The sequence below is a fragment of the Acidiferrobacter sp. SPIII_3 genome (genome assembly GCF_003184265.1).
GTDB lineage: Bacteria > Pseudomonadota > Gammaproteobacteria > Acidiferrobacterales > Acidiferrobacteraceae > Acidiferrobacter.
Window position 1 is genome coordinate 266,267 of sequence record NZ_CP027663.1, and the last position, 25,714, is coordinate 291,980.

Sequence of the window (25,714 nt, forward strand, 5' to 3'; positions counted from 1 at the left end):
ACCCGCGCCCCGGGGGCGAAGAATCGGACCTTCAGGGACGGTTTCAGCCGTGGCTTATGAGGTGCGCCAGGGGTGCGGGGAGCAGGGCGCGCACCCGCACCCACGCAAGACCGATCATCTCGTGGAAGATCAACGCCGACAGGGCGAGCGCGTGGGCGCTGGGGAGGTAGGCGAGGATCGTCTGGCCACGACGCGAGCGGGTGACGAAGCCCGTGGGGGCGGGGACCACCTTGAAACCCGCTTCACGAAACAGTGCCACCGCGCGCGGCATATGCCAGGCCTGGGTCACGAGAAAGATCGAGCGGATCTTCTGGGAATGCAGGACGGCCCATGAATAGCGGGCGTTTTGCGCGGTGGTCTTTGAGCTCGCCTCCACCCACTTGACGGGGGTCGCGAAGTCCCGGTTCAGGACGCGACGCATGAGCCGCGCGGCGGCGGTTCCCCCGAGCGGGGCGCCACCCGAGACCAGGATGGGGAGATGGGTCTCGCGAAAGAGTCGCGCGGCGTAGCGCAGGCGCACCAGGGTATCGGCGCCCACGGTATCGCGCCCCCCGTATTCCGGGGCATCGTGGTAGCGTCCGGCGGCGAGCACGACGATGGCCCGTGGACCGATCGGCAGCGGGCGGCTCAAGGCCGGGTAGCTCTCCCAGTCGCGCGCAAGCGGGTGGCTCACCGCCGGCAGACTCACGATCCATAGCCCGGCCCACGACAAGGCCACGAGCGCGGCACCCGTCCTGTGCCTGCGCGCCGCCAGCAGTATGAGGCCTATGGCCATCGGCAGCAGAAAAAGTCCGGGCGGGGTGAGGCAGGCATTGACCAGGCCATGCCAGACGATCACGTCCCCACGGCCTCCCCCGCGGCCTGACGGTCGGCATGGTAGGAGGACCGTACGAGCGGGCCGCTCGCGACGTTATGAAAGCCGAGCCCGCGCGCGACCTCGCCGATCTCGGCGAATTCCTGCGGGCTCACATACCGGTCCACGGGCAGATGCGCAAGGCTCGGACGCAGATATTGTCCGACCGTGAGCCATTCGCAGCCGTGCGCGCGCAGGTCCTTGAGCGTCTGCTCGATCTCATCGCGGCCCTCGCCCAGGCCCACCATGAGGCCGGACTTGGTTGGGATGTCCGGATAGCGCTGCTTGAAGGCCTGGAGGAGCGCAAGCGAGCCCTCGTAATCGGCCCCGGGGCGCACGGCCTTATAGAGCCGCGGCACGGTCTCCATGTTGTGGTTGAAGATGTCCGGGGGTGCCACGGCCAGGGCCTCCAGCGCCGCCTCCACCCGCCCCCGGAAATCCGGCACCAGGGTTTCGATCCGGACCGTGGGGGCGCGTGCGCGTATCGCGCCGACGCAGGCCGCGAAATGGGCCCCGCCTCCATCCCGCAAGTCGTCGCGGTCGACCGAGGTGATCACCACGAAGCGTAGCCCCATGGCCGCTATGGCCTCTGCGAGGTGTGCCGGCTCGTCTCGGTCGAGCGCGTCCGGGCGGCCGTGCGCGACGTCGCAAAACGGACATCGCCGCGTACACAGCCGCCCCATGATCATGAACGTCGCGGTACCATGCCCGAAGCATTCGCCGATGTTCGGGCACGACGCCTCTTCGCAAACGCTGTGAAGGGCGTGGTCGCGCAGGACCGTCTTCAGACGTCCGACCTCCGGGGACAGGGGCGAGCGCACGCGTAACCATGCGGGCTTGGGTGCCGGCGGATGCCCGGGTTCGCGCGCGGTGCGCACCTTGATCTTTTGTAGCCCTTTAAGGGCCCGTGGACGGCCGGGTTCTGAGTCCGATGTCTGTGTCATGAAAGGGGTCTTCCGGGTGACGCCGTAAGCGTGTTATGAGTTCTGGGATCAGGATGGCGGCGACTTGGTCCAAGTCCGTCGCGACCCCGCAATCGGTGACCTGCGTCATGCGCAGGCCTTGGTAGCCGCAGGGCGCGATGGCCGCGAACGGCCGCAGGTCCATGGCCACGTTCAAGGCCAGCCCATGATAGCTACGCCCGCCGCGGATACGCAATCCCAGCGAGGCGATCTTGGCGTCACCGACATAGACGCCGGGCGCGCCAGGACGCGTGCCGACATCGTCTATCTGAAAGAATGCCAGGGTGTCTTGGACGGCCGATTCCAGGGCCGATACCAGGTGCCGGACCCCGATCTTGCGGCGCGTAAGGTCGATCAGGGTGTAGACGACGAGTTGCCCGGGGCCATGGTAGGTGAGATCCCCGCCGCGATCGGTATCCACCGTCGGGATCGAACCCGGGGGCCCGGCCTCCTTGGCATTGCGTCCGCGCGTGTAGACCGGGGCGTGTTCCAAGACCCAGATCTCGTCGGGTGTGTCGTCGGCGCGGGCCTCGTTGAATGCGCGCATCGCCTGCCAGCTATCGTGGAAATCCACGAGGCCATGCCAGCGATGAACCTTGAGGTCTTCGCTCATCGGTTTGCGCGGGAAACCCCGGCATTCAGGCCGGGGAGGGATCCCACAGGGACTCCCTTCGGTCGTAGCCGCCTGTTCCCGCTCCTCCTGGATCGAATGGCTATCTCTTAGACGGAGTATCTAGCATGTGTGAATGGACATCAAGCGCGCCTACCGCTTCCGGTTCTACCCGACGCCCAATCAGGAAGTGATCCTGACCCGGACATTCGGGTGCGCGCGCTATGTCTACAACCACATGCCGCGTATGCGCTCCGACGCCTGGATGAATACGCATAAGAGCATTGGCTATCACGCGACCTCCGCGCTCCTGACGCAGTTGAAGAAAGAACCGGACCGCTTGTGGCTGAACGAAGTCTCAAGCGTCCCGCTCCAGCAGTCCTTGCGCCATCTCCAGGCGGTCACGAACTCTCCCGCCGCTAAACCGCTTATGCGGGGTGAGGTCCGGATGGATGTAGCGGCTGTACTGCTGGTCCACGGGCGGATACGGCTCAGGCAAACCCAGCGCCTTCCGGGCGAACGTCCGGTAATACCGGTCTTCCGTGATTGGCGTTGTCGATGAACCGCCGGCAACCGATCCCGCGCAGCAGAATGTGCGCCTGCGCGGGCGTCGGATAACACCGAAAGCGGAAGCCGGTTTGCGTGCGCATATGTCCCATGATCCCTTTGGCCGCATGGAGAATAAAGAAAATGCCTCTTTATCTCATGCCGTCTATTCGTCCAGGCTGCATATCGTGTTCGTGACCAAGTACCGGCGTAAAACGCTGACGCCGGAGTTGCTGGAGTACCTGCGCGAATCCTTTACGGAAATACTGGCAGACTGGCGATGCACGCTCCTGGAATTCGGTGGCGAGGCCGACCATGTCCATCTACTGGTGGCAATCCATCCAGCCCCCAGCGTCTCCACCCGGATCAACAATCTGAAAGACCGCCAGCGCCCGTCGCGCACGCAACCGGTTCGCTGAACACCTCAAGCCCTTTTACTGGAAGCCATACTTCTGGCATCGCGCTTATTATGTGGGCAGTGTCGGCGGCGCCACGCGGGAGACCGTGCGGCGTTACGTGGAAAGTCAGGGGACAAAGGAAAAACCGCGCAATGGTAATCAGCCCGCTTGATAGGCCATGCGGCCCACAATGCCCCCTCCTGGCCTACGGCCCAGGAGGCGGAATGCGCGGGCAAATGTTCAACAACTTCTTTGCTGCGGTCCCGATACCCCTCGTTTAGAACCAAATGGGGCACGCAGTCGGCTGAATACACGACCAGCGCCTTTCAGTGGGACGGCAAGACCCTGACGTTGGCGAAGATGATCGCGCCCCTGGCCATCGTCTGGTCGCGGACACTCTCGAAGGCGGCCAGGATCACAACCGTCACGATCTCCCGAGACGCTGCTGGAGGGGGGAAAGGATGTCAAAGGGCCATGAGGACCTCTGGTCGGGCACTCAAGGCCTCGTAGATGGCATCGAGCTGGGTCCTGGCGGTGGCGCGGATAGTCAGTGTGATGGCGAGATAATTCCCGCCCCGGCTCTCGCGGCTGGTGCAAGACAACAGGTCCTGGGGGCCGATGTGGCGCGAGACGATCTCGTGGACCAAGGCCTCGAAGCGCGGAGAGTGTTTGCCCACCGCCTTGATGTCGATCGTGCACGGAAAGGTCAGGATCTCGGGTGCCTTGCCATCGTGTCCATTCGTCGCCATCTACATCCTCCTGCCCATGCGGACTTCCTCCTTGAATGTCTGGAAGGCCGCATGCAGACGATGAAACACGGGGCCGGGCCTGCCATCGCCCACGGGCTTGCCGTCGATGCGCGTCACCGCCGCCACTTCACGGCTGGAGCTCGTAATGAGGACTTCGTGGGCACCCGAAAGTTCGGCCCGGGACGGTGCCCGCTCCTCGACGACGATACCAAGCCCGGCGGCCAGCTCCACTACCACATCGCGGGTGATGCCGCCTAGGATGAGGTGGCTGCGCGGTGCGGTAAGCAGTCGTTCACCGCATACCGCGAATACGTTGCTGACCGCGCCCTCGTTGACCCGGTCGTCCCGTACCAGCAGGGCCTCATCGGCACCCCGACTCAAGGCCTCCTGGACCAGCAGCACATTGGCGATGAGCGAGGTCGTCTTGATATCGCAACGGGTCCATCGGATATCATCGCACAGTATTGCGGTGCAGGCCGTGTTGCCCGCCGGTTCCGATACCCGTGGCCGCGCATAGGCGAACAAGGTAAGGGGGGCATTCGCCGGGAAGGCATGCTGGCGGGGGGCCGCCCCGCGCGTCACCTGCAGATACAAGGTCCCGTCGCCGGACGGCAAGGTCTCGGCCAGCCGCGCACATACCGAAGGCCAGTGGACCGGACCCAGGTGTTCGTCCATACCGACCGCGGCCATGCTGGCCTTGAGACGCGCGAGATGCGCCGTTTCCCGGAATGTGCGATGCCCATAGACCGGTATCACCTCGTAGACGCTGTCCCCAAAGATAAAGCCCCGATCGAAGACCGATACGCGGGCGCTATCCGCGGGTATCCAGTCGCCATTCAGATATACGAGCATGGGATGCCTCCTTGGCTATCCGCGCAACGATCTGCGGTCGCTGACCCCCCGTGGCCCTGCGGCCATGTCAAAACGCCCGGCCAAGGGCATGTCCCACACCCGTTGGGATCGCCTGGCGCCCTCGGCCCATGACAATTATAAGAGGACCCTTTGGTGCCCGCCAGCCGCCAGCTGTTGTCGTACGGGCGAAAACGCGAATACGCTCACGGATCGATGATCAAACCATGCCCCATGCCGTCCCGGTATAGTCGCGCCGACAAGGCCAGGGCCGCGTTCTTATCCGCCTCCGGTCCCAGGCGCACGAGATAGAGACCGCGGCCGTTCACGTCGTCATGAAATATCCGGGGATCCGTGAGCCCCTTTTTGTCGAGGCGGTGCGCCAGGCGTTCGGCGTCCTGATGGCGCGCGAAGGCGCCCACCTGCACGAAAAAGGCTCGGCGCGCCACGCGGCGAGCGGGGTGCGGCCCGAATACATCGGGTCCGTGATGATCGACAGGGATCGGCCGGCGGCGGCCCTGGCCCGGCACTATACCCTCGACCTCCACGGGCGCGGTTCCGGTGGCGAGCATCCCCAAACGCGCGGCGGCGGCGTAGGACAGATCGATGATACGCCCGGGATAGAACGGTCCGCGGTCATTGACGCGCACGATCACGGTCTTGTTGTTGTTGAGATTGCGCACGAGCACGTAGCACGGCAGCGGCAGGACCTTGCTGGCCGCGGTCATGGCGTACATATTGTACGTCTCGCCGTCCGCGGTCTTTTGTCCGTTGAAGGGCAGGCCATACCAGGAGGCGATACCGCGCTGGCGATAGCCGGCGGCCGTTTTTAGAGGATAGTACGTGCGCCCATCGACCGTGTAGGGGCTGTTGCCGTACGGGCTCAAGGCCAGCTTGTGGGGCACGACATTGCGCGCCGAAAGGTCCGCGGGATTGCGGTAACCGGTGCTTGGCAAAAAACCGCAACCGGCGAGCGCAAGGCTAAGACACAGACCGCCCGCAAGGCGCCTGCAGCCAGTCCCGAAACGACTGCCCATGGGTTGAGGTCCCGTGACCTGGGAAATCCAGGGTACAGCACGCCCGGTCTCCACGGAAATCCTGGTGGCGGATCCCGCGGGCATGGCCTCAATTCACCAGACGGCGGTGGCTGTGGATGCTCATGAGCACCCCGAGGCCGGCCATGATGATGATGAGCGAGGTACCGCCGTAGCTTAGGAGCGGCAATGGCACGCCGACCACCGGCAGTATCCCCGCCACCATGCCCATATTGATGAAGACGTCAAAGAAAAACAGGATCGACAAGGATCCGGCGAGCAGCCGAGAGTAGCTGTCCTGTGCGGAAAAGGCGATGCGCAGGCCGCGATAGACGATAAAGAGATAGAGGGCGAGCAGTGCCAGATTACCGAGCAGGCCGAACTCCTGACAGAAAACCGCGAATGCAAAGTCGGTGGTGCTGTCCGGCAGAAAATGGAGGTGCGCCTGGCTACTGTTCAGCCAGCCTTGCCCAAAAAGGCCGCCGGAGCCGACTGCGATCATCGCCTGGATGGCATGATAGCCCGCCCCCAGGGGGTCGGCTTGCGGGTGGAACAGGATATAGATGCGCTGGCGCTGATAATGGTGCATGTGCGCCCACAGCACCGGGGCCGCGGCTGCGCCCATCATAAGGACCGTGAGGATGGTTCGCCAGCCGATTCCCGCGAGGAACAAGACGATGAGGCCCGACAACATGACGATCAGCGCCGTGCCGAGATCCGGCTCTTTGGCGATCAAAAGGACGGGGATCAGCAGGATGAGTGCCGCGGCGATGATGCGCCCGAGGGGCGGCGGCAGGTGGCTGCGCGAAAAAAACCAGGACAAGGCCATGGGCACGAGCAGTTTCATGAACTCCGACGGCTGTAGGGACAGCGGTCCCAGGGCAATCCAGCGGCGGGCGCCGAAGCGCACGACACCGATTGCCAAAACCGCGGCCAGGCTAAGTACCCCTACGACAAAGGCCGGGACCGACCAGCGCCGATAGGTTTCCGGGGGGATCTGGGCGACGGCTATCATGACTACAAACCCGATGGCCAGGCGCACGGCATCACTCAACGCGAAGTCGATACTTTCCCCGCTGGCGCTATAGAGCACCACCAGACTTACGATCGCGAGGATCGCCAGCGCGCTAAAGAGCGGCTTGTCGATATGCCAACGTTCAAAGAGCGTCATGGACTGATCCTTGCCTGCGCGATCTGCGGTCGCAATTGATTCTGCGGCCGCGCATGGACATGGCCCAGGAGGTAGAAGTTCATGAGCGCGCGCGCGATCGGGGCCGCGGCCAGTGCCCCAAAGCCCGCGTGTTCGACGACCACCGCGATCGCGATGCGCGGATGGCTCACCGGCGCGAAGGCGATGAACAGCGCATCGGAGCGGATATGTTTCCCCTTGAAGCCGGGCGCCGCACTCCAGAGTTGGGCCGTCCCGGTCTTGCCGGCGACCTTGTACGGGAGGCCGTAGGCGATGCCCCGCGCGGTCCCGTGCGGGCCCTCGACCACCTGCGTCATGTCCCGGATCAATCGCTTCAGGCTGTTCTTGCGGTGCCGGGGCACGGCCGGATAGGCGTGGGGTTTGCGGAAGCGAACACGGTGGGTGACCGGGTTCACGATCCCGCGTACCACCTCCGGACGCATGCGGATGCCATGATTGGCAATGGCCGCCACCGCGTCGGCGAGTTGCAGCGGCGTGACCAGCAAGGGACCCTGACCGATACCGGTGATGACTGTCTGTCCCGGATACCAGGGTCTGCCGCTGGCCTTGATCCAGGCCTTGGTGGGCACGAGCCCCCGGTATTCGCCAGGGAGATCGATGCCCGTCCGGTGTCCGAACCCGAAATCGGTGAGGTAGCGGGTCATGCGGTTGATGCCCTGCTTGAAGGCCAGACGGTAAAAGTATACGTCGCAGGACTGCTCTATGGCCTCTTTCAAGTCCACGCGGCCCATGCCGAGCGGTTTCCAGCAGTGGAACAGGTGCGCGCTATGGGGCAGGTGATAATAGCCGGGACATGTGATGTGCTTGTGCGGATGGAACCACCGGGTCTGCAGGGCGGCGTAGGCGTAGAATGGCTTTATGGTGGAGCCTGGCGGGTACAGGCCGTTCAACGCGCGGTTGTCCAGGGGGCCATCGGGGTTGGTCGCAAGCGCCTTGTAGGCCTTCTCGCGTATGCCCTCGACAAACGGGTTGGGATCATAGATGGGGCTGCTTATGAACGTAAGGACCGCGCCGGTGCGGGGATTCAGGGCGACCACGGTGCCCGGCCGGTTATTGAGCATCTGCTCGCCGATCGCCTGCATCTGGGCGTCTATGTTCAGGTAGAGGTTGTGGCCGGCGTGCGGCAGTATGCGCTTTAGCACCTTGACCGGCCGCCCGCGCGCGTCCATCTCGACATCCTTGTACCCTATACGCCCCATCAGATCCTTCTGATAGCTCTTCTCGACCCCCATCTGACCGATGTCGCGATAGCCGACATAGCGCTCGGCATCGTGCCCATGCAGTTCGGCCTGGGTGATGCGGCTCACATACCCTATGGCGGCGGTGGCCAGGCCGCCGAGAGGATAATAGCGGCGCAGCTGGGCATGCAAGGTCGCGCCGCTCAGGCGGGTGAGGTTTACCGCCACGCGCGCCGCCTCGGCCTCGCTCAAGTGGGCGCGCAGCGTGACGCTTTGAAACGGTTTGTGTTGCGCGAGACGCCTGCGAAACCCGCGGATATCCTGCGCGTTCAATGCCACGAGCGGCCTTAGCTTGGCGAGTAGCCGGTCCATGTTCGGGACGCGATCGGGCGTCACCTGGAGCGTAAAGACCGGGAAGTCGTCGGCAAGAACCACGCCGTTGCGGTCCAGGATGAGCCCGCGGGCCGGGGCGATCGGTACCGGGCTTACGCGATTGTCCTGCGCCAGGGTGGCATAGTAGCGGTGCTTGACGATCTGCAGATAGCCTAGGCGCGCGAGCAGACCGGAGACGAGCAGTGTCCCGAGAACCGCGGCAACCCATATGCGCGATTCGAATAACCGCAGTTCCTGGGAGTCGTTTTTGAGAGGAATGATGCGCATGGCTCAGCTGATCTTGGCGCGCCGGCGCAGCTCCCGGAGGATGGTGAACAAAACCGGCCACACGATAACGTTGGCAATCATGGGCGCGGTGTCGCGCCACAGCGGCGGCGTACCATGAACCAGCGATTTTATCATGATAACCATAAGGTCGCTTATGGCAATCAAAGTTCCCACGGCGAGCGCCTGCTGGGAGCGCGGAAACATGCGCAGCCGCAGCGTGAAATGCAGCGCCAGAAAGGCCAGTAAGGCCTTGGCGAGGGCCTGTTCCCCGAGCAGGGAGCCGTAGAGCGCATCCAGAAAGAGCCCCACGACCCAGCCGCTGCCGACCCCTATGCGTTCGGGCACCGCCATACACCAGTAGACCAGCACCAAAGACACCCAGTCGGGCCGCAACAGTCGCACGGAGTCGGGCAGCGGGATGATCGCCAGCATCATCGCCGACACGAAGCTCGCCAATATGAGCAGGCGCTGTTTCAGCGTAAGGGGATTATCCATGATGCGTGCCCCGCGCCCCGGCTTGTGCGCGCGGCCATAGCAGCAACACGTGCGTGTGATAAGTGAGGCGCGCAAGCGGCACGGCGCGGATGTTCAGGAAGGCGAGATTGGGGTTGCTCGTGACCTTCGTGACGCGTGCCACCGGATAGCCTGGCGGGTAGATTCCTCCGAGCCCCGAGCTCACAAAAACGTCGCCGGGACGGATATCGGCGGTCACCGTCAGGTAAGGGATCTTCACGCGGTGGAGCGATCCGGTCCCAAAAACGATGGCGCGCAGGCCGTTGCGCTCGGAGATCACCGGTACCCCGCTGTCGGGGTCTGTGATCAGCATCACCTCGCTCGTATCCTGGTTCACCGATACCACCTGTCCCACTATGCCGTGCGCGTCGATGACGGCCTGCCCGACGAATACGTGGTCATTCCTGCCCTCGTTCAAGGTCAGGTGCTGTTTGAAGGGGCCCGAACCCACATCCAGGATGCGCGCGAGACCCGCGCGGTAGCCGGGGATCGCGGACCCGTGGAGCAGGGCGGTCAGGTGCCTGACCTCAAGGCGCAGGGCGGCGAGCCGGGACGCCTTGATCTCCAGGCGTTGCTCGCGGGCCCTGAGACGGGCGTTTTCCTGGCGCAGGCGGCTATTGAGACGCAGATCCCGGCGGGCATCGTGTATCAGCGCGAAGGGGAGCGCCGCGAGCTCCTGAAGGGGGTGGTCGGCGCGCAGGATGGTCCCACGCACCGCGCGCACGTCCCGGTTATGGTGGGCATCCGCCACCATCAGGGCCACGGACGCGCAGGCGAACAGGATCAGCTTGGCGAGATTGGACGGCCGCTTGAGAGACCAGCCTAGAAATGTGCCCATGCGTTTACCACAAGTGTTGCAACAAGGCGGCGGCTGCGTAACCGTGCCGGCGCCGCCCAGGGGGTTACTCGTACGCGAATACGTCCCCCAGGACCTCCATTTCCTGCAAGGCGCGACCACAGCCGCGGGCAACGCAGGTCAAGGGATCATCGGTGATCACGATCGGTAGTCCGGTCTCCTCCATCAACATGCGGTCGATGTCGCGAAGGAGCGCGCCGCCGCCCGTGACCACGAGCCCCTTCTCGGCGATGTCGGCACCCAGTTCCGGGGGGGTCTGTTCCAGCGCCAGCCGGATGGCGGCGACGATGCCCGCCAGACCCTCGCTCAACGCGAGATGGACCTCCTTGCTGTTTAGGACCAGGCTACGAGGCACGCCGTCGGCGATATGGCGCCCCTTGACCTCCATCTGCCGGACCTCACTGTTTTGCCAGGCGGTCCCTATGTCCTTCTTGATCTTCTCGGCGGTCGCCTCGCCGATCAGCAGGCCGTATTTGCGACGTACGTAGCTTATGATCGCCTCGTCCATCTTGTCGCCGGCGATACGCAGCGACGTCGAATAGACAAGGCCACCGAGCGATATGACACCGACCTCGCTGGTTCCTCCCCCTATGTCGAGCACCATGGAGCCGGTCGGCTCGGCAATCGGCAGATCCGCGCCTATGGCCGCCGCCATCGGTTCCTCGATCAGATAGACCTCGCTCGCGCCGGCCTTTTGCGCCGATTCCCGGATCGCCCGCCGCTCGACCTGGGTGGATCCACAAGGGACACAGATGACGATGCGCGGGCTCGGCTGGAAGATGCGCCGTTCATGGACCTTGCGTATGAAGTATTTGAGCATCTCGCCGGTCACGGTGAAGTCCGCGATGACGCCGTCTTTCATGGGACGGATGGCCTGAATGCTGCCGGGTGTACGGCCCAACATGCGTTTGGCCTCCATGCCGACCGCGAGAATATTCCGCCCGCCCCGCGACCCGAATTCCTGCCTGATGGCGACCACCGACGGCTCGTTCAGGATGATGCCCTTGTCACGGACATAGATGAGGGTGTTGGCGGTGCCGAGGTCTATGGCAAGGTCGTTGGAGAAGTAGGATCGGAGCCGTCCAAACATAGGATTTCTGTCCCTTAAGCTTTAGGGTGGGGTGGGGTTAAAATCGCGTTACTCTATCAACCGCTCCCCCCGGGTTCAACCGGAGACCGAAATGTGGTAGCGTGCAACGGATCAACGTGACTATATGGGTTGGCGGCCTTGGACGCGAAAGACATCGAAAAGGTGGCGCACCTCGCCCGTCTGGGTGTGAGCGGGGCGGAACGGGAGGCCTACGCACAGGACCTGTCCCGGATACTCGATCTGGTGTCGCACATGAATGCCGTTGCCACCGACGGGGTGGAGCCCATGACCCACCCCGACGCGGCCGGCCTCAGGCTGCGCGGGGATGTGGTTCGTCAGGAAATCGACCGCAACCAGCTCATGGCCGCCGCCCCCCAGGCCCGCGATGGCCTCTATCTCGTGCCCAGGGTCATCGAGTGAGACTGCGGCGTTGCGCGCAAGCCGCCCACCCATAGATTTTAAAGGACGCATAGTCCCAGGCGCCACCCTTCAAGGACCTCCCGTTGACGCTCACGATCACGAAGATTGCCGAGGATCTCGCCGCCGGCCGTTGTTCCAGCCGCGAACTCGTGGACGACGCCCTGGCACGCATCAAGACCCACGCCACGCTCAACACCTTCATCACCCTGGATGAGGACGCGGCGCGCCGCGACGCGGAGGCCGCCGATCGCGCGCGGAGCGCGGGGGGCGCGGGGATTCTCGCCGGCGTGCCGATCGCGCACAAGGACATCTTTTGTACCGCGGGTGTCAAGACGACCTGCGCCTCGCGGATGCTCGCCGATTTCGTGCCGCCTTACGACGCGACCGTGGTCCGGAAGATGAAGGCCGCCGGCTGTGTCATGGTCGGTAAGACCAATATGGACGAGTTTGCCATGGGTTCGTCCAACGAGACCTCCTATTTCGGTCCGGTCCGTAATCCGTGGGATCGCGACCGCGTGCCGGGCGGGAGCTCGGGGGGGTCGGCGGCGGCGGTCGCCGCGCGCCTTGTGCCCGCCGCCACCGGGACCGACACCGGCGGGTCCATTCGCCAGCCCGCCGCCCTCTGCGGCATCACCGGTCTCAAGCCGAGCTATGGCCGGGTCTCGCGCTATGGGTTGATCGCCTTCGCCTCCTCGCTCGATCAGGCCGGCCCCATGGCCCAGACGGCCGAGGATTGCGCCCATCTGCTGACGGCGATGGCCGGTTTCGATGAGCATGATGCCACCTCGCTCGATGTCCCGGTGCCGGACTACGCCGCTGAACTGGGCAAGGACCTGAGGGGTCTGCGTATAGGGGTCGTTGCGGAGCATTTCGCGCAGGGCGTCGAGCCTCACGTGGCGGAGGCCGTGCGCGAGGCCCTGCGCGAGTATGAGCGGCAGGGCGCGCGTTTGGTCGACGTAAGCCTCCCCAATAGCGCCCATGCCGTGCCCTGCTATTACGTGTTGGCGCCCGCCGAGGCCTCCTCGAATCTCGCGCGTTACGACGGGGTACGGTACGGCTACCGCGTCCCGGAGTACCAGGACCTCGAGGACATGTACAAAAAGACCCGCAGCCAGGGGTTCGGGTCCGAGGTCAAGCGGCGCATCATGGTCGGCACCTATGCGTTGTCGGCCGGCTACTACGACGCCTATTACGTGAAGGCCCTGAAGCTGCGGCGCCTCATCGCCGATGATTTCACCCGCGCCTTTGAACAGTGCGACATCCTCGCAGGCCCCGTGTCCCCGTCCACGGCCTTTGCCCTGGGGACCAAGAACACCGACCCCGTGTCGATGTACTTGAACGACATCTTCACCATCCCGGTCAACCTCGCGGGGTTGCCGGCGCTGTCCTTGCCGGCGGGATTTGCCGGGGGGCTGCCGGTCGGCCTGCAGCTCATAGGCCGCTATCTGGACGAGGCGCGCCTCCTGAATGCCGCGCACCGATTTCAACAGGCCACCGACTGGCACGCCCGTGTGCCGGCCGGGATCTAGGAGGTGACCATGGAGTGGGAGACGGTCATCGGCCTCGAGGTGCACGCCCAGCTTAAGACGCGGAGCAAGATCTTTTCGGCATCGCCGACCGCTTATGGCGCCGCGCCCAATACACAGGCCAATGTCGTGGATGCGGCGTTCCCCGGGGTCCTGCCGGTCTTGAACGGCGAGGCGGTGCGCATGGCCGCCCGGTTTGGGCTTGCCGTCGGCGCGACCGTGCACAGGCGTTCGGTGTTCGCGCGCAAGAACTACTTCTATCCGGATCTCCCCAAGGGCTACCAGATCAGCCAGTACGAACACCCGATCGTCGAGCGCGGGCGGCTTGTGATAACGACGCCGACCGGCGAGAAGACCGTCGGCATCACCCGCGCGCACCTCGAGGAGGATGCCGGCAAGTCATTGCACGAGGACATGGGCGGCTTTACCGGTATCGACCTCAATCGCGCCGGTACCCCGCTTCTGGAGATCGTCTCCGAGCCGGATATGCGCTCGGCGGCCGAGGCGGTGGCCTACCTGAAGACCCTTCACACCCTGGTCCGCTATCTCGATATCTGCGATGGCAACATGCAGGAGGGCTCGTTCCGCTGCGATGCGAATGTGTCGGTCCGCCCCTTGGGGCAGGCGCGGCTTGGCACGCGCGCCGAACTGAAGAACATCAACTCCTTTCGGTTCGTGGAGCGTGCCATCGATTACGAGGTGCGCCGCCAGATCGCCCTGATCTCCTCCGGCGGCCAAGTGCGCCAGGAGACCCGCCTCTATGACTCGGTGCGCGACGAGACGCGCTCGATGCGCAGCAAGGAAGAGGCCAACGATTACCGATACTTTCCCGATCCGGACCTTCCGGCGCTTGTCTTGACCGAGGCCTTTCTGGCCGAGGTGAGAGACGCCATGCCCGAGCTGCCGGACGCCAAGCGGGAGCGGTTCGGCGCCCAGTATGGCCTGTCGGCCTACGATGCCGGGGTGCTGACGGCCAGCCGGGAACTCGCGCGGTATTACGAGGACGCGGTCGCGGCGGCCGGGGTCGAGCCCAAGCTTGTCGCCAACTGGGTGAGCGGCGAGCTCGCCGCGCGCCTCAATGAGGATGGGCTCGATATCGTCGATTCGCGGGTCGGGGCCGTGGCCCTGGCGGGCCTCTTGCGCCGTATTGCCGACGGCACGGTGTCGGGGAAGGCCGCGAAAGACGTCTTCGAGGCCATGTGGGCGGGCGAGGGCGATGCCGATACCGTCATCGCCGCGCGCGGCCTGCGTCAGATCTCGGACGACTCCGCCATCGAGGAGGTCGTAAGGCAGGTCATCGCGGCCAACCCGAAACAACTGGCCCAATATCGGGCCGGCGAGGAGAAGGTGTTCACCTTTTTCGTGGGGCAGACCATGAAGGCCAGTCGCGGCAAGGCCAACCCCGCCAAGGTCAACGAGATTCTGAAGCGGCTCCTGGCGCCCTAGACGCTCAGCCGCCACCCTGGCGGCGTGTGTCTGCGCGGGTCCGTCCGGCGCGCCTCGCCGGCGTTGCCGGGCGTCTCCTTCCGCCTGCCCTTCCCGCCATCGTCTCGACTTGTTCCGTGGACAGCCAATTGCGGTCAGCGCTGGTGATGTCGGGTAGCGGCGCCCATGCCGCCTATCAGGTCGGCGTGCTGCGCGCCCTCGTCCGTCTCCTGCCGCGCCATGCACCCAACCCCTTCAGCGTCTATTGCGGGACCTTGGCGGGCGCCATCAATGGCACCGTTTTGGCCGCCCACGCCGACGATCTCCGCGCAGGACTCCCCCTGCCCTTACGGCATCGGATGTGCCAGATTGAAGAAGAATCCTCGTTCAATGACAGAGCAAGGGGAGTCGATATGAAGATTACACGAGTGGGACCGGACATTGCCAAGCAGGTTTTGAGGTGCACGGCGTGAACGAACACGGGGTCGCCAAGCTCCACAAGACCTTGCCCTGGGCGAAGGTGCTGGAGTGCTTCGCCCAATTGCCGCCGTGCCTGATTGGCATGGAGGCCTGCGCTGGGGCGCATTACTGGGCCCGGGAGCTTGCCCGGCCTGGACATACTGCGCGACTCATGGCGGCGCAGTTTGTGATCCCCTACCGCAAACGCGGCAAGAACGACGCGAACGACGCCGAGGCCATCTGCGAGGCCGTGGGGAGACCCAACATGCACTTCGTGGTCGTAAAGAGCCCGAAGCCGCAGGCGGTGCTCATGGTGCCCCGGGCCCGGACACTCGTCGTGGCCAACCGCACCCGCCCAGGTGAACCAGATCCGCGGACTCCTGAGGGGTCCCAAGGGGGTGGCGAGCCTGCGCCGGCAGCTGCCGCGGATCCTCGAGGATGCCGAAAACGGCTTGCCGGACCTGGCGTGCGAGATGCTCTCCGGCCTCTTTGAACAGCTGTGCGCGCTCGACCGGCATGTGCAGCGCTACGATCAGAAGATCCGCACGCTGGCGCAGCAGAGTGAGCCGGCACGCCGGCTCATGCAGATCGCGGCGATCGGGCCGCAAACCGCCACGGCCCTGATCGCCAGCATGGGCGATCCCCACGTCTTCCAGAGTGGGCGCAACTATGCCGCTTCCTTGGGCCTCACCCCGCGACAGCATTTGCGTGGCGGCAAGGCACGGCTTGGCGCGATCACCAAGCAGGGTGATCGCACCGTGCGCACGCTCCTCGTGCACGGCGCCCGCGCCTACCTGCGCGTCGTCGACCAGAAGACCGATGCCAAGAGTGCCTGGGCGCGACGCCTCAAGGGGCGCCGCCACGTGAATGTCGCCGCTGTGGCGCTGGCCGGAAAGCACGCGCGTCTGGCCTGGGCGCTCTTGGCGAAGGGTACGGAGTACCGGCCGGTGCAACCCGGGATGACTTGCACCTGACGCAGGCGTGAAGTCCGCCGGAAATCGTTCACGGGCCGTATCAACCCAGATCCGGCAGTCGGCGCGCAAAATACGGTCTATCTGCCAGATTTCCTGGGGCGTCCAGCCATTTTTTGCAGTTCACCTGCTGGGTGAATGCAGGTTTGAGCAAAAAAGCCTCACCCATCAAGGCGCTTTTGCTCCGCGCTTACCTCAACTGCCGTATTTAGGATCAATAGAGGAGGTGCTTGCCATCCAGATTGCGAGAGCGAGGACGTTGATGGAAACAGGTCAGACTGACGCAGGAAGAGCCTGATAGCCTGAACGGTGGCCGACACCGACAACTTAAGTGAGACCCCTGCGCGCGAATGTCATCAGGGCCCGCACCGACGGGTGCACCAGAGGCCGGATATATTTACGCAGTCCAACCCTGATTCCAAAGGCCGACACGATCTTGCAATGCAGGGGGAGTCCATATATCAGGCTAGTATTCTCGATATCTGAGACTTCCAGACTGAGGGTGAGGCTGGTACTGGGATTGCGCTGGCTGGCGCGAAGCTGTGTAAAAAATGGTCTCGTCATAGTGCCAATGCCCGTTTGAGATCATTGTGCTCGAAGGCGCTGGCCATGCGGTTGATTTCGGCTGAGCGCGCACCTACGGTTGCGGCGATCTGGCGCCACGTCGAGGTCACTGTTGCGACCTCTTTTATGATCGCGCGAGCCCGCGGCAGTGTGAGGGCGAAAAACTCCGACGCCGCCTCGAGCAGGTCAAGCGAGCAAGTGCCCTCGTTGAGATCGATGTTTGTCGTCAACACCCGCGCTTTGAGATCAACCGGAACGGGATTGAGGTCGTATGCCGGTGAGAGAGTCCAACCGGACTTTCCCCGCCACAGGAAGCCGTGATTGCGGAGATGATCGTCGACGTTTGAGATCAAGACGTTGAAAACGACGCGCCGATAAAGCGCTTGAGCGTCCGTTTTCCCCTGAGCGCCGTGCTCAGCCAGGGCATTTACGATCTCGGGATAGTTGCCGCGCTCGCCATCCTTCGCGCCTATCATCGCCATCGCCGACAGGAACGGAATGCGGATCGTGCCGTCGCGATCGAAGCGGCGCGACAGCATGATGGCCTTGCCGGCGACATTGACCAGTTCATGCTTCGGGGTAACGATACCTGCCCGGTCGGCCAGCCGCAGAGCGACCTCTTCCCACGTTTCCAAGCTGTAAGCGTCGGTCTCCTTCGGAAATTTGGCGATGGAGAGGTGACCATGTTGGTCGATCACGGAAGCCTTGGGGCGCGCGCCGCCGAGGGACGACCCGGGGGCAAAAATGAGCTGAAAGTCTTCCTCCGTCTCCTCATCGCGCAGAATGCGCTCGGTAATCTGCAGAAACCGACCAAGCTCGACCAGAGCCGGAACGCCGGCACGGATCGGCGCCTGGAAGACCTCTTCGCCGACCCATCGGAAGCGAAGAGCGCCGAGCCGGGTTTCGTCGGTGACACCCAGTAGATAGTCGCTTTCCACTAGGGTGCGGACGGCCCGACCTTCGCGTTCGGCAGAGCGACGTTCAGCACGCTGCATGAGACGTCGCCCCCAGGCATCGGGTGCCGAGTCTCCAATAGAACCGAAAGTGGCCAGCCCGGCAGGAGGCGCGAAGGCGCCCCGCGTGAGAGCAAGGGCCGGTTCCAGCGAGAAGCGGTCGGGATCCTGAAGCCATGCGCTGTCATATTCGAAAAGGATCTTCTCTGCGCCGCGCGCGCGATGGCTTCTCGCAAGTCCAATCGAGCGCTTGCGGCCCCTCAGATCAATATGGACCTCGAAATCAGTCATCGCCGGACGGTCCTATCGGTCGTTTCAGGTGAATGTGCTTGGGCAGCTCGGCGCTGGCGAGGGCTTGGCCTACGTGGTCGTTGCTGATGTCGGCGATCTGGACCAGGCCATCAAGCAGGCCGAGGGCCTGAAGAACGCCCGCATAAATTCCGATGCTGACGCTGGCGTCACCAGCCTCGACCCTTTGCAGGGTCGAGCGCGACGTGAAAGCGCGTTCTGCCACGACCGCCATGGGGAGCTTACGGCGACGTCGCGCGTCATGGATATCCGCACCAAGCTTTCGCAGAGCACGTCGTACAGCCGCTGGAGGGCTATGCGGGGTAGGCATTTGAGACCTTCGTGCTACAAATGTCCAGAATATATAGCACGAAGTTGACAAATGTTCCAATCAAAAAGGCAGTGGTGCAGCAATTCTAAATGTGGTAATAGTTCTCAATACGAGCCCCTCCCGATACCAGCGGACTTCGGGGGCTGGACAAAAGCCGGGCATTGTTGTATAACGTCGCTGGGTCATAAAAACTCATGCGAGTGCGGCTTGGCGTTTCCATTTCTCACACTCAAATCCCTGAGCTTTGGCGCCATGATCACCGCCATCAAGGAGGTATTCAAGGGACTGCCGGATCAGCGCAAGGGGAAGAATGGCGTCTACGCAATGGAAGACGCCGCATTGGCGGCGTTTTCGGTATTCTATACCCAGAGCCCGTCGTTTCTCGCCCATCAAAGAGCGATGGAGAAGACCAAGGGGAGGAGCAATGCCCAGAACCTCTTCGAGATGGTGTTGATCCCGACCGATGCCTGCATCCGTAAGCTGCTGGATCCGGTCGACCCCCAGCATGTCTATCCCCTGTTCGAGCAGATCTTCGATGCCCTCGATGCCGGCGGCCATATCGATTCGTTTCGCGTGAAGCTCGATTCTTCCTCCCCGGAGGCCGACACGTTGCTCATGGCCTTGGACGGGACGCAATACCACCAATCCGCCGACATCCATTGCCATCAGTGCACGAAGACCGAGCACAAGGATGGCTCGGTGAGCTATTCCCACACGATGGTCAGTCCGGTCGTGGTGACGCCCGCATCCAACGAAGTCATCTGCCTGCCCCCGGAGTTCGTCGAGCCCCAGGATGGCCACGCGAAGCAGGACTGCGAAACGATGGCCGCGAAGCGCTGGTTTGCCGCCCATGGCAACCGCTACGCGGCGCGGGGCGCGACCTTCCTGGGCGACGACCTCTACGCGCGTCAGCCCCTCTGCGAGCAAGTCCTGGCCTCGGGGGAAACTTCATCTTCGTCTGCAAGCCAAGTTCCCACGGCACTGTCTACGAATGGATCAACGACCTCCAGCGCATCAACGCGGTCCCCACCCATCAGGTCACGTGGCGCAAAGGCAGAACGGTATACACCGATACCTACCGCTTCGTCGCCGATGTGCCCTTGCGCGATCGCGACGACGCCCTCAAGGTCAACTGGCTCGAGCTCACCACCAGGGATGCCTCCGGCCAGGAGACCTACCACAACGCCTGGATCACCCGCCATGCGCTCGACTCGGACAACGTCGCAAGCATCGCCGAAGCGGGACGGGCGCGATGGAAGATCGAGAACGGTGCCAACAATGTGATGAAGACCAAGGGCTATCATCTCGAGCACAATTTCGGCCACGGCGAACAGCATCTCGCTTCGCTCTTTGCCACCTTCAACCTGCTGGCCTTCCTGCTGCATACGTTCCAGGGCATGGTCAGCGAGAAGTACCGGCTGGTACGCGAGCATCTCGGCACGCGCACGAAATTCTTCCATGATATCCAGGCGCTTACGACCTACTGGTGCTTCGAGAGCTTCGAGGCCCTGCTCGACTTCATGATCAAGGGCCTCGAAATCGAAGGGCCCGACAGTAGTTAAACATGGACGATATCCGCTTCTGCGGCCAACCGCTGGATGAGGCACAGCTTGCGCTCATCGTCGAGCTCGCCCGCCGCTATGGGCGCTTAAGCCGCCATGAGCTTGCGCTGACGGTATGCGAACTCCTGGATTGGCGCCGCCCCAAGGGCCAACTGAAATCCATCGAATGCCGGGCGCTACTCGAGAAGTTGCATGACAACGGCCGCATCTGCCTGCCGGCACTCAAGGCGGGCCGCCCCAAAGGCGCCGCTACGTCCACGCGCATGGCCTGGGACCCGGAACCGTCCCTCATCGATGTTCCGCTCGAAGCGCTCAGGCCCGTTCGTCTCGAGCGCGTGGAGACATGCGCCCAACGCGATCAGTGGCGAAGCCTGGTCGCGCGTCATCATTACCTCGGCCACCGCGTGCCCTTTGGCGCTCATCTGCGCTACCTGATCAAGGCCGCCCAGGAAAACGTGCTGGGCTGCCTCCAGTTCTCCTCGCCCGCCTGGCGCATGAGCGCGCGGGATCGGTGGATCGGGTGGGACGACGCCACCCGGGCCGCGCGCCTGCAGCACACCGTGTCAAACTCGCGCTTCCTGGTCCTGCCCCACGTGCGCGTCAAGAACCTGGCCTCCCATGTGCTGGCGCTTGCCCTGCGACAGGTCACCACCGATTGGACGGCCGCCTACGGCGTCCAGCCCCTGTTGGCCGAGACCCTCGTCGATCCCGCCCGCTTTACCGGACATTGCTATCGGGCCGCCCACTGGATCGACGTCGGTCTCACCTCCGGCCGCGGCCGCCAAGACCGCCACCATGAACGCCATGGCGCATGTCCCAAGCGCGTCTTCCTCTATCCCCTCGTAACCGACGCGCGCGAAAAACTCCAAAAGCCTTCAAGGCCCCTAGCGTAAGCCGGCAAGAAGTGATAATCGTTTCTACTTTTAGAATTGCTGGCAGTGGTGGGGCTGTCCCGATCACCAGGGTGTCGGGGCTCAGATGCCCCACATCAACGTGCAACGCGGCGTTTGCCTGGCGTGCGCGATCTGTTTGGGTGTGAGACCACGGTCACGCTTTACGATCTGACGAACACCTACTTTGAGGGCGCTGCCGCCGCCAACCCCCAGGCGGCGCGCGGGCGCTCCAAGGAAAAACGCAGCGATTGTCCGCTCGTCACTTTGGGGCTCGTGCTCGATGGCAGCGGCTTTGTGCGCCGTTCAGAGACCTTTGCCGGCCATGCGGCGGAGGTCCAAACGCTGGAGGCCATGCTGATCGGGCTCGACGCTCCCCGCGGCAGCCTTATCGTAATGGATGCCGGCATCGCCGCCGAAGCGAATCTCACCTGGCTCGTGGCGCACGGGTATCGCTATCTCGTTGTCAGCCGCAAGCGCACGCGCCACTTCGAGGCCGCCCATGCCATCACGATCGAGACCGCAAGCCAACAGGCGGTCCAGATCCAGAAAGTCACAAGCGACGATGGCCAAGAAGTCCAACTGCATTGCTACTCCACGGGACGCCAGGCGAAGGAGGCGGCCATCGCGAGGCGATTCTGCGCACGGCTCGAAACCGGTCTGCACAAATTGGCCGAGGGACTGAATACACCGCGGGGCGAGAAGCGCCTGGCGAAGCTTCAGGAGCGCATGGGGCGGCTCAAAGAAAAGAGTCGGGTAGGACAGCACTACGCGATCACCCTGACGGCGGACGAAAGCGGCGAGAAGGCGTTGTCGCTGACCTGGGTGAAACAACCGATCGGGGGCACGCTTCTCACCTACCCCGGCGTCCAATGCCTGCGCACCAATGAAACCCAATGGGACGCAGAACGTCTATGGCACACCTACATCCTGTTCGGACCTGGAGGCGGTGTTTCGCTCCCTCAAATCAGAGCTGGGGCTGCGGCCCATTTATCACCACCAAGAAGCGCGTGCCGATGGGCATCTGTTCATCAGCGTGCTTGCCTATCAGCTGGTCCAGACATTGCGGCGACAACTGAAGGAAAAGGGCATCCACGAAAGCTGGTCGGGTCTGCGCGAGACCCTCTCGGTTCAACGTCGTGTCACGGCCAGCTTTCAAAGGCGCGATGGACGCGTGCTCCATGTATGCGCAAGAGCACCGTTGCCGAACCCGAACTCAAGACCATGTTATGAGGCTTTGGATCTCGATCCCACACCGGGGGAGACCAAAACACTGATCGTCTGAAATCGCAGGGACGCGGTGATTGCACCGCCTATCCTATTCCTGAAATCGTAACTGATTGAATGGGAAACAGCTTTTTTGCAGCATGTTAAACATGGGCTAGGGGCCGGGCGCCGCGATTCCGGCCGCACCCGGGGGCCACCGTCTTGCCAACGCCGTGGCGGATGTCGCGTCGAGGGGTTCGCGAGGCGCATCCGCGAACCGCCAGGGGCGCCCGGAAGTCCAAGTGCCCACCGCGATCCTCAGGCCTGGATCGCGCTGCCGACGCACCGAGATCGGAATGCTTCCCTCTCGCGGCCCGCAGGCCTCATGGCGCGAGCGCGGCACTGGGGGATGCTGATGCGCGCCACCCTGCGGAAAGCGCCTCCGACGGCTGTGCTGTAGGCCCGTGTGGGGCCGCGCCCCGCCCCGATCGGTCTGGGCCGTTGCTATCGCCTCTTTTCACCGCAGGCCACGATCAAGGCGCCGAGCGGCAATGCCTGGGGGAGCATGCGCTCGGTGAGGCGCGCCACGGGCCCGGCGGATGGCAGGAATACCGCGGAGCGGATGCTGACCTCGCGCACCGCCATCCCCGAAAACAGTGCCTTTACTTCGCCCGCATCGTGCCACCGGGCCCCGCGGTAGGCGCCCTGTCCGCCCTCTCGCCCCTTCGCACGATAGAGCAGGCTCGTGCGATTCAGCCAGCCGATGGCGAAGCGCCGTCGCGTCACCCGCACGATTTCCGCCACCGCCCGCCGTTCATCGCTTATGAAGCATAGCGCGGCAATCGATACGACATGGTCGAAGCCTTCGTCCGCGAATGGCAAGGCGCGGGCATCCCCTGCCACCCATTGCCCGGCAGGACCCGGCTGCGCACGCGCAAAGGACAGCCAGTCGCCACGGACATCGAGGCCCGTCACCGCCAACCCCCGGCGCGCGAATCGCCGGGTGAACCACCCGCTGCCGCAACCGACATCCAGCAGCGTCTCACCCTCGCGCGCACCCAGGGCCACCGCCAGCAGCTCGAATTCCGTGGTACCGATCCATCGGCCGCGTGGGCTGTCATACCAGGCGTCGTAGGAAGCAGCGCCCTCGGTCAAGGCCGTGCCCCCGTGCCCCCCTGATGTCTTGCCCGGCATTGCCAGGCCCGGCCCTTGATCGGCATCGGCGGTCATCCCGTATTCCTCATTGTTGTCACCTTGCGCCCGCCGGCCCACCGCAGCAGTGGCCGGTGTGCGTCGTCTGTCCGGGGCCCTGTCCTTGTGATGATACATGGGCCTCATCCCCTTATGCGCATGCCGAGCAGTATTGGACCTGTATCAATGCGAGCGGCGCCTTGTGTCCTGATAATGCTTCGATGTGACGCACTCTCGATGAAGCGCTTCTCATAAATTGTTATGAAGGCCGTTTCTTGTGGCGCGGCGAAGCGTCCGTGCATCATGGGCGTTCTGCACCTTCACGCCACGCCATCGACCTGTTGTGTCCAGGCGGGCCTCTTCCCGCGCACGAGATGTGCGCAAGTAGGCTACCCTCATTAAGGCGAATGGCACTTACTTAAGCCGCAGCGACTTGAGCGCGCGGGGCTAAGCGTTTGAAAGTTATGAGGTAGGTTGACCGGGATTGGTACGATGTCTGTTACCAGGCATCCACCGGACCAACGAATGGCACTTACTTAAGCCGCAGCGACTTGAGCGCGCGGGGCTAAGCGTTTGAAAGTTATGAGGTAGGTTGACCGGGATTGGTACGATGTCTGTTACCAGGCATCCACCGGACCAACCCCGAGGCCAACCTTGAGAGAGCGTAATGCCAAGTTTCATTCCAAGCAACATCGACAGCAGATTAGCCGACGCGCACAGCGGGTCGATGCGGTCGGCTTTTTCAACCTCCTTACCGGCCCTGAGTTGCTCAAAGTGACGGAGGCGCACCTGCCGGAGCATCGCGAGCGGCTGTACCCGCCGACGGTGGCGCTGTCAATGTTCATGCGCCAGGCGCTGGATGCCGATGGCTCGTGCCAGAAGGCGGTCAACGGCTGGGCGGCGCAACGCCGCGCCGAGGGCTTGAGCGTCCAGAGCGTCCGAACAGGCGCCTACTGCAAGGCACGGGAACGCTTGCCGGTGCCCATGGTGACCGGCCTGACGCAGGCCGTCGGTGAACTCATAAGCGCGCGGGCGAAGGCGGGTTGGCGCTGGCGCGGACGGCACGTGAAGCTCGTGGACGGCACCGGGATCTCGATGCCCGATACGCCGGAGAACCAGGCCTGCTATCCGCAGCCGAGCAGCCAGGCCGCGGGGGTCGGCTTTCCATTGGCGCGTGTCGTGGGGGTGATTTGTCTCGCGACCGGCGCCGTGATCGATGCGGCGATCGGCCCGCAGGCCGGCAAAGGCAACAGCGAGTTGGGGCTTTTGCGCACGCTCGGCGCCGCCTTCTCCCCGGGCGATGTGATGCTCGCCGATGCGCTCTACTGCAACTACTTCTTGGTCGCGACCATGCTGGCAGCCGGTGTGGACGTGCTGTTTGAACAGAACGGCGCGCGCCATACGGACTTTCGGCGTGGCGTCTCGCTTGGGGCCCGCGATCACCTCGTCCGCTGGACGAAATCGAAGACCCGGCCCGAGTGGATGAGCGCAGAGCAATACGCGGAATTTCCCGACGCATTGACGGTACGGGAAGTCATGGTGGACGGCCAAATCCTGGTCACTACGCTGCTCAATCCGCGCCAGGTCAGAAAAAACGCCCTCGACCGGTTGTACGCGCAACGCTGGAACGTGGAGCTGGACCTGCGCAACATCAAAACCACGCTCGGCGTCGACGTCCTGCGCTGCCTCACGCCGCGGATGGTCGAGAAGGAGCTGTGGGTGCATCTGCTCGCCTACAACCTGATCCGTCTGCTGATGGCGCAAGCGGCACTCGATGCCAGCGTTCATCCGCGGCAACTGAGTTTCAAGCATACCGTGCAGTTGTGGACCGAATGGACCACGCACCGTGTCGATCTGGGCGCTGATCCGGACACCTTGTTCCGGCTCATCGCACAACTCACCGTCGGCAATCGGCCCGGACGAATCGAACCACGGGCGCGAAAACGAAGGCCCAAGCCTTATCCCTGGCTGAAAATGCCTCGCGCCGAGGCCCGTGAACAAGTACGCAGATATGGGCATTTGTAGTGCTACGGGCTTAAGTAAGTGCCATTCGGCGCGAAAACGAAGGCCCAAGCCTTATCCCTGGCTGAAAATGCCTCGCGCCGAGGCCCGTGAACAAGTACGCAGATATGGGCATTTGTAGTGCTACGGGCTTAAGTAAGTGCCATTCTCATTAAGGCGGACGATGGTGGCCTGGCTTTGACATGCATCAATGTGACCGCCACCCGCATTCATCCCGTTCGCCTTGATCGCTCGCGGCGCGCGCGGTGACAACGATACGCCGAACCGCGCGGGCCCGCGGGATACGTCGGCGCCGGGCCGCACAATCGATTTCCGCCCCCCTGCATTAGCCATGAAACCTGTTGCGGCCGAAGGCTTCGAGTGCCGCTAAAAACTCGCGTCTTTTTGCCTGGAAATGT

The 25,714-nt window shown here is 63.7% G+C and carries 23 protein-coding genes and 4 pseudogenes; 12 read left to right on the plus strand and 15 right to left on the minus strand.

What is annotated here, in order from left to right; all coding sequences use genetic code 11:
- Positions 1-43 precede the first annotated feature (43 nt).
- From C4901_RS01370 to lipB, 3 genes are read right to left on the minus strand one after another with little or no spacing between them, the layout of a single operon-like run.
- Complete coding sequence (locus C4901_RS01370; RefSeq protein ID WP_110135802.1) at positions 44-838, minus strand: YdcF family protein; 795 nt, start codon at positions 836-838, stop codon at positions 44-46.
- The gene (gene lipA / locus C4901_RS01375) at positions 835-1,797 is read right to left on the minus strand and encodes a lipoyl synthase (protein WP_110135803.1); all 963 of its coding nucleotides are present in this window, start codon (positions 1,795-1,797) and stop codon (positions 835-837) included. The genes C4901_RS01370 and lipA overlap by 4 nt, the downstream gene beginning before the upstream one ends.
- Positions 1,751-2,428, minus strand: coding sequence for a lipoyl(octanoyl) transferase LipB (gene lipB / locus C4901_RS01380; protein WP_110135804.1), 678 nt, complete (start codon positions 2,426-2,428; stop codon positions 1,751-1,753). The genes lipA and lipB overlap by 47 nt, the downstream gene beginning before the upstream one ends.
- Positions 2,429-2,561: 133 nt before the next feature.
- On the opposite strand from lipB, the gene C4901_RS17830 reads away from it, so the two are divergent.
- A complete protein-coding gene (locus C4901_RS17830; RefSeq protein ID WP_205736123.1) occupies positions 2,562-2,987 on the plus strand; it encodes a helix-turn-helix domain-containing protein in 426 nt (141 codons plus the stop codon).
- Here C4901_RS17830 and C4901_RS19050 read toward each other — a convergent pair.
- Positions 2,917-3,084 carry a helix-turn-helix domain-containing protein gene (locus C4901_RS19050; protein ID WP_110135805.1) on the minus strand — a complete coding sequence of 56 codons (168 nt, stop codon included), beginning with the start codon at positions 3,082-3,084 and terminating at the stop codon, positions 2,917-2,919. The genes C4901_RS17830 and C4901_RS19050 overlap by 71 nt on opposite strands.
- Positions 3,085-3,099: 15 nt before the next feature.
- On the opposite strand from C4901_RS19050, the gene tnpA reads away from it, so the two are divergent.
- Complete coding sequence (tnpA, locus tag C4901_RS17835) at positions 3,100-3,390, plus strand: IS200/IS605 family transposase (protein ID WP_205736124.1); 291 nt, start codon at positions 3,100-3,102, stop codon at positions 3,388-3,390.
- Positions 3,391-3,409: 19 nt separating this feature from the next.
- Positions 3,410-3,541 (plus strand): annotated as a pseudogene (locus tag C4901_RS19055) (transposase); the annotation flags it as partial.
- 292 nt (positions 3,542-3,833) lie between these two features.
- Here the strand turns inward: C4901_RS19055 and C4901_RS01405 are convergent.
- The 8 genes from C4901_RS01405 to C4901_RS01440 all read right to left on the minus strand — a co-directional run bounded on the left by C4901_RS01405 (position 3,834) and on the right by C4901_RS01440 (position 11,508).
- Positions 3,834-4,118: a YbeD family protein gene (locus C4901_RS01405; protein ID WP_110135806.1), complete on the minus strand. Its 285-nt coding sequence runs from the start codon at positions 4,116-4,118 to the stop codon at positions 3,834-3,836.
- A complete protein-coding gene (locus tag C4901_RS01410) occupies positions 4,119-4,970 on the minus strand; it encodes an aminotransferase class IV (protein ID WP_110135807.1) in 852 nt (283 codons plus the stop codon).
- A gap of 203 nt (positions 4,971-5,173) precedes the next feature.
- The gene (locus C4901_RS18960) at positions 5,174-6,004 is read right to left on the minus strand and encodes a septal ring lytic transglycosylase RlpA family protein (RefSeq protein ID WP_110135808.1); all 831 of its coding nucleotides are present in this window, start codon (positions 6,002-6,004) and stop codon (positions 5,174-5,176) included.
- 88 nt (positions 6,005-6,092) lie between these two features.
- Positions 6,093-7,172: a rod shape-determining protein RodA gene (rodA, locus tag C4901_RS01420; protein WP_110135809.1), complete on the minus strand. Its 1,080-nt coding sequence runs from the start codon at positions 7,170-7,172 to the stop codon at positions 6,093-6,095.
- Positions 7,169-9,049 (minus strand): penicillin-binding protein 2, encoded by a 1,881-nt coding sequence (mrdA, locus tag C4901_RS01425; RefSeq protein ID WP_110135810.1) that lies wholly within the window; start codon positions 9,047-9,049, stop codon positions 7,169-7,171. The genes rodA and mrdA overlap by 4 nt, the downstream gene beginning before the upstream one ends.
- A gap of 3 nt (positions 9,050-9,052) precedes the next feature.
- Positions 9,053-9,544: a rod shape-determining protein MreD gene (gene mreD, locus C4901_RS01430; RefSeq protein WP_110135811.1), complete on the minus strand. Its 492-nt coding sequence runs from the start codon at positions 9,542-9,544 to the stop codon at positions 9,053-9,055.
- Positions 9,537-10,400 (minus strand): rod shape-determining protein MreC, encoded by an 864-nt coding sequence (mreC, locus tag C4901_RS01435; RefSeq protein ID WP_110135812.1) that lies wholly within the window; start codon positions 10,398-10,400, stop codon positions 9,537-9,539. The genes mreD and mreC overlap by 8 nt, the downstream gene beginning before the upstream one ends.
- Before the next feature lie 64 nt (positions 10,401-10,464).
- Positions 10,465-11,508: a rod shape-determining protein gene (locus tag C4901_RS01440; RefSeq protein ID WP_065972322.1), complete on the minus strand. Its 1,044-nt coding sequence runs from the start codon at positions 11,506-11,508 to the stop codon at positions 10,465-10,467.
- A 129-nt stretch (positions 11,509-11,637) separates the two neighbouring features.
- Here C4901_RS01440 and gatC point away from each other — a divergent pair, with 129 nt between their 5' ends.
- The 5 genes and pseudogenes from gatC (at position 11,638) to C4901_RS01465 (ending at position 16,312) form a co-directional block, all read left to right on the plus strand.
- Positions 11,638-11,928 carry an Asp-tRNA(Asn)/Glu-tRNA(Gln) amidotransferase subunit GatC gene (gatC, locus tag C4901_RS01445; protein WP_110135813.1) on the plus strand — a complete coding sequence of 97 codons (291 nt, stop codon included), beginning with the start codon at positions 11,638-11,640 and terminating at the stop codon, positions 11,926-11,928.
- Positions 11,929-12,011: 83 nt separating this feature from the next.
- Positions 12,012-13,457: an Asp-tRNA(Asn)/Glu-tRNA(Gln) amidotransferase subunit GatA gene (gene gatA, locus C4901_RS01450; protein WP_110135814.1), complete on the plus strand. Its 1,446-nt coding sequence runs from the start codon at positions 12,012-12,014 to the stop codon at positions 13,455-13,457.
- Positions 13,458-13,466: 9 nt separating this feature from the next.
- Positions 13,467-14,900, plus strand: a complete 1,434-nt coding sequence (gene gatB / locus C4901_RS01455) for an Asp-tRNA(Asn)/Glu-tRNA(Gln) amidotransferase subunit GatB (RefSeq protein ID WP_110135815.1) — start codon at positions 13,467-13,469, stop codon at positions 14,898-14,900.
- 146 nt (positions 14,901-15,046) lie between these two features.
- Positions 15,047-15,142, plus strand: a pseudogene (locus C4901_RS01460) (hypothetical protein); the annotation flags it as partial.
- A 150-nt stretch (positions 15,143-15,292) separates the two neighbouring features.
- Positions 15,293-16,312: pseudogene (locus tag C4901_RS01465) on the plus strand (IS110 family transposase).
- Positions 16,313-16,869: 557 nt separating this feature from the next.
- On the opposite strand, the gene C4901_RS01475 reads toward C4901_RS01465, so the two are convergent.
- Both C4901_RS01475 and C4901_RS01480 read right to left on the minus strand, forming a co-directional pair.
- Complete coding sequence (locus tag C4901_RS01475) at positions 16,870-18,117, minus strand: type II toxin-antitoxin system HipA family toxin (protein WP_110135817.1); 1,248 nt, start codon at positions 18,115-18,117, stop codon at positions 16,870-16,872.
- Positions 18,110-18,445, minus strand: a complete 336-nt coding sequence (locus C4901_RS01480) for a helix-turn-helix domain-containing protein (RefSeq protein ID WP_110135818.1) — start codon at positions 18,443-18,445, stop codon at positions 18,110-18,112. The genes C4901_RS01475 and C4901_RS01480 overlap by 8 nt, the downstream gene beginning before the upstream one ends.
- A 252-nt stretch (positions 18,446-18,697) precedes the next feature.
- On the opposite strand from C4901_RS01480, the pseudogene C4901_RS01485 reads away from it, so the two are divergent.
- The 3 genes and pseudogenes from C4901_RS01485 to C4901_RS01495 all read left to right on the plus strand — a co-directional run bounded on the left by C4901_RS01485 (position 18,698) and on the right by C4901_RS01495 (position 22,130).
- Positions 18,698-20,007, plus strand: a pseudogene (locus C4901_RS01485) (ISNCY family transposase).
- Between the two features lie 2 nt (positions 20,008-20,009).
- Positions 20,010-20,900: a DUF4338 domain-containing protein gene (locus tag C4901_RS01490; protein ID WP_110135819.1), complete on the plus strand. Its 891-nt coding sequence runs from the start codon at positions 20,010-20,012 to the stop codon at positions 20,898-20,900.
- Between the two features lie 114 nt (positions 20,901-21,014).
- Positions 21,015-22,130 carry a transposase gene (locus C4901_RS01495; protein ID WP_168185475.1) on the plus strand — a complete coding sequence of 372 codons (1,116 nt, stop codon included), beginning with the start codon at positions 21,015-21,017 and terminating at the stop codon, positions 22,128-22,130.
- 477 nt (positions 22,131-22,607) lie between these two features.
- On the opposite strand, the gene C4901_RS01500 is transcribed toward C4901_RS01495, so the two are convergent.
- Positions 22,608-23,432 (minus strand): class I SAM-dependent methyltransferase, encoded by an 825-nt coding sequence (locus C4901_RS01500; protein WP_205736126.1) that lies wholly within the window; start codon positions 23,430-23,432, stop codon positions 22,608-22,610.
- A gap of 516 nt (positions 23,433-23,948) precedes the next feature.
- On the opposite strand from C4901_RS01500, the gene C4901_RS01505 reads away from it, so the two are divergent.
- A complete protein-coding gene (locus C4901_RS01505; protein WP_110135584.1) occupies positions 23,949-25,319 on the plus strand; it encodes an IS4 family transposase in 1,371 nt (456 codons plus the stop codon).
- Positions 25,320-25,714 lie beyond the last annotated feature (395 nt).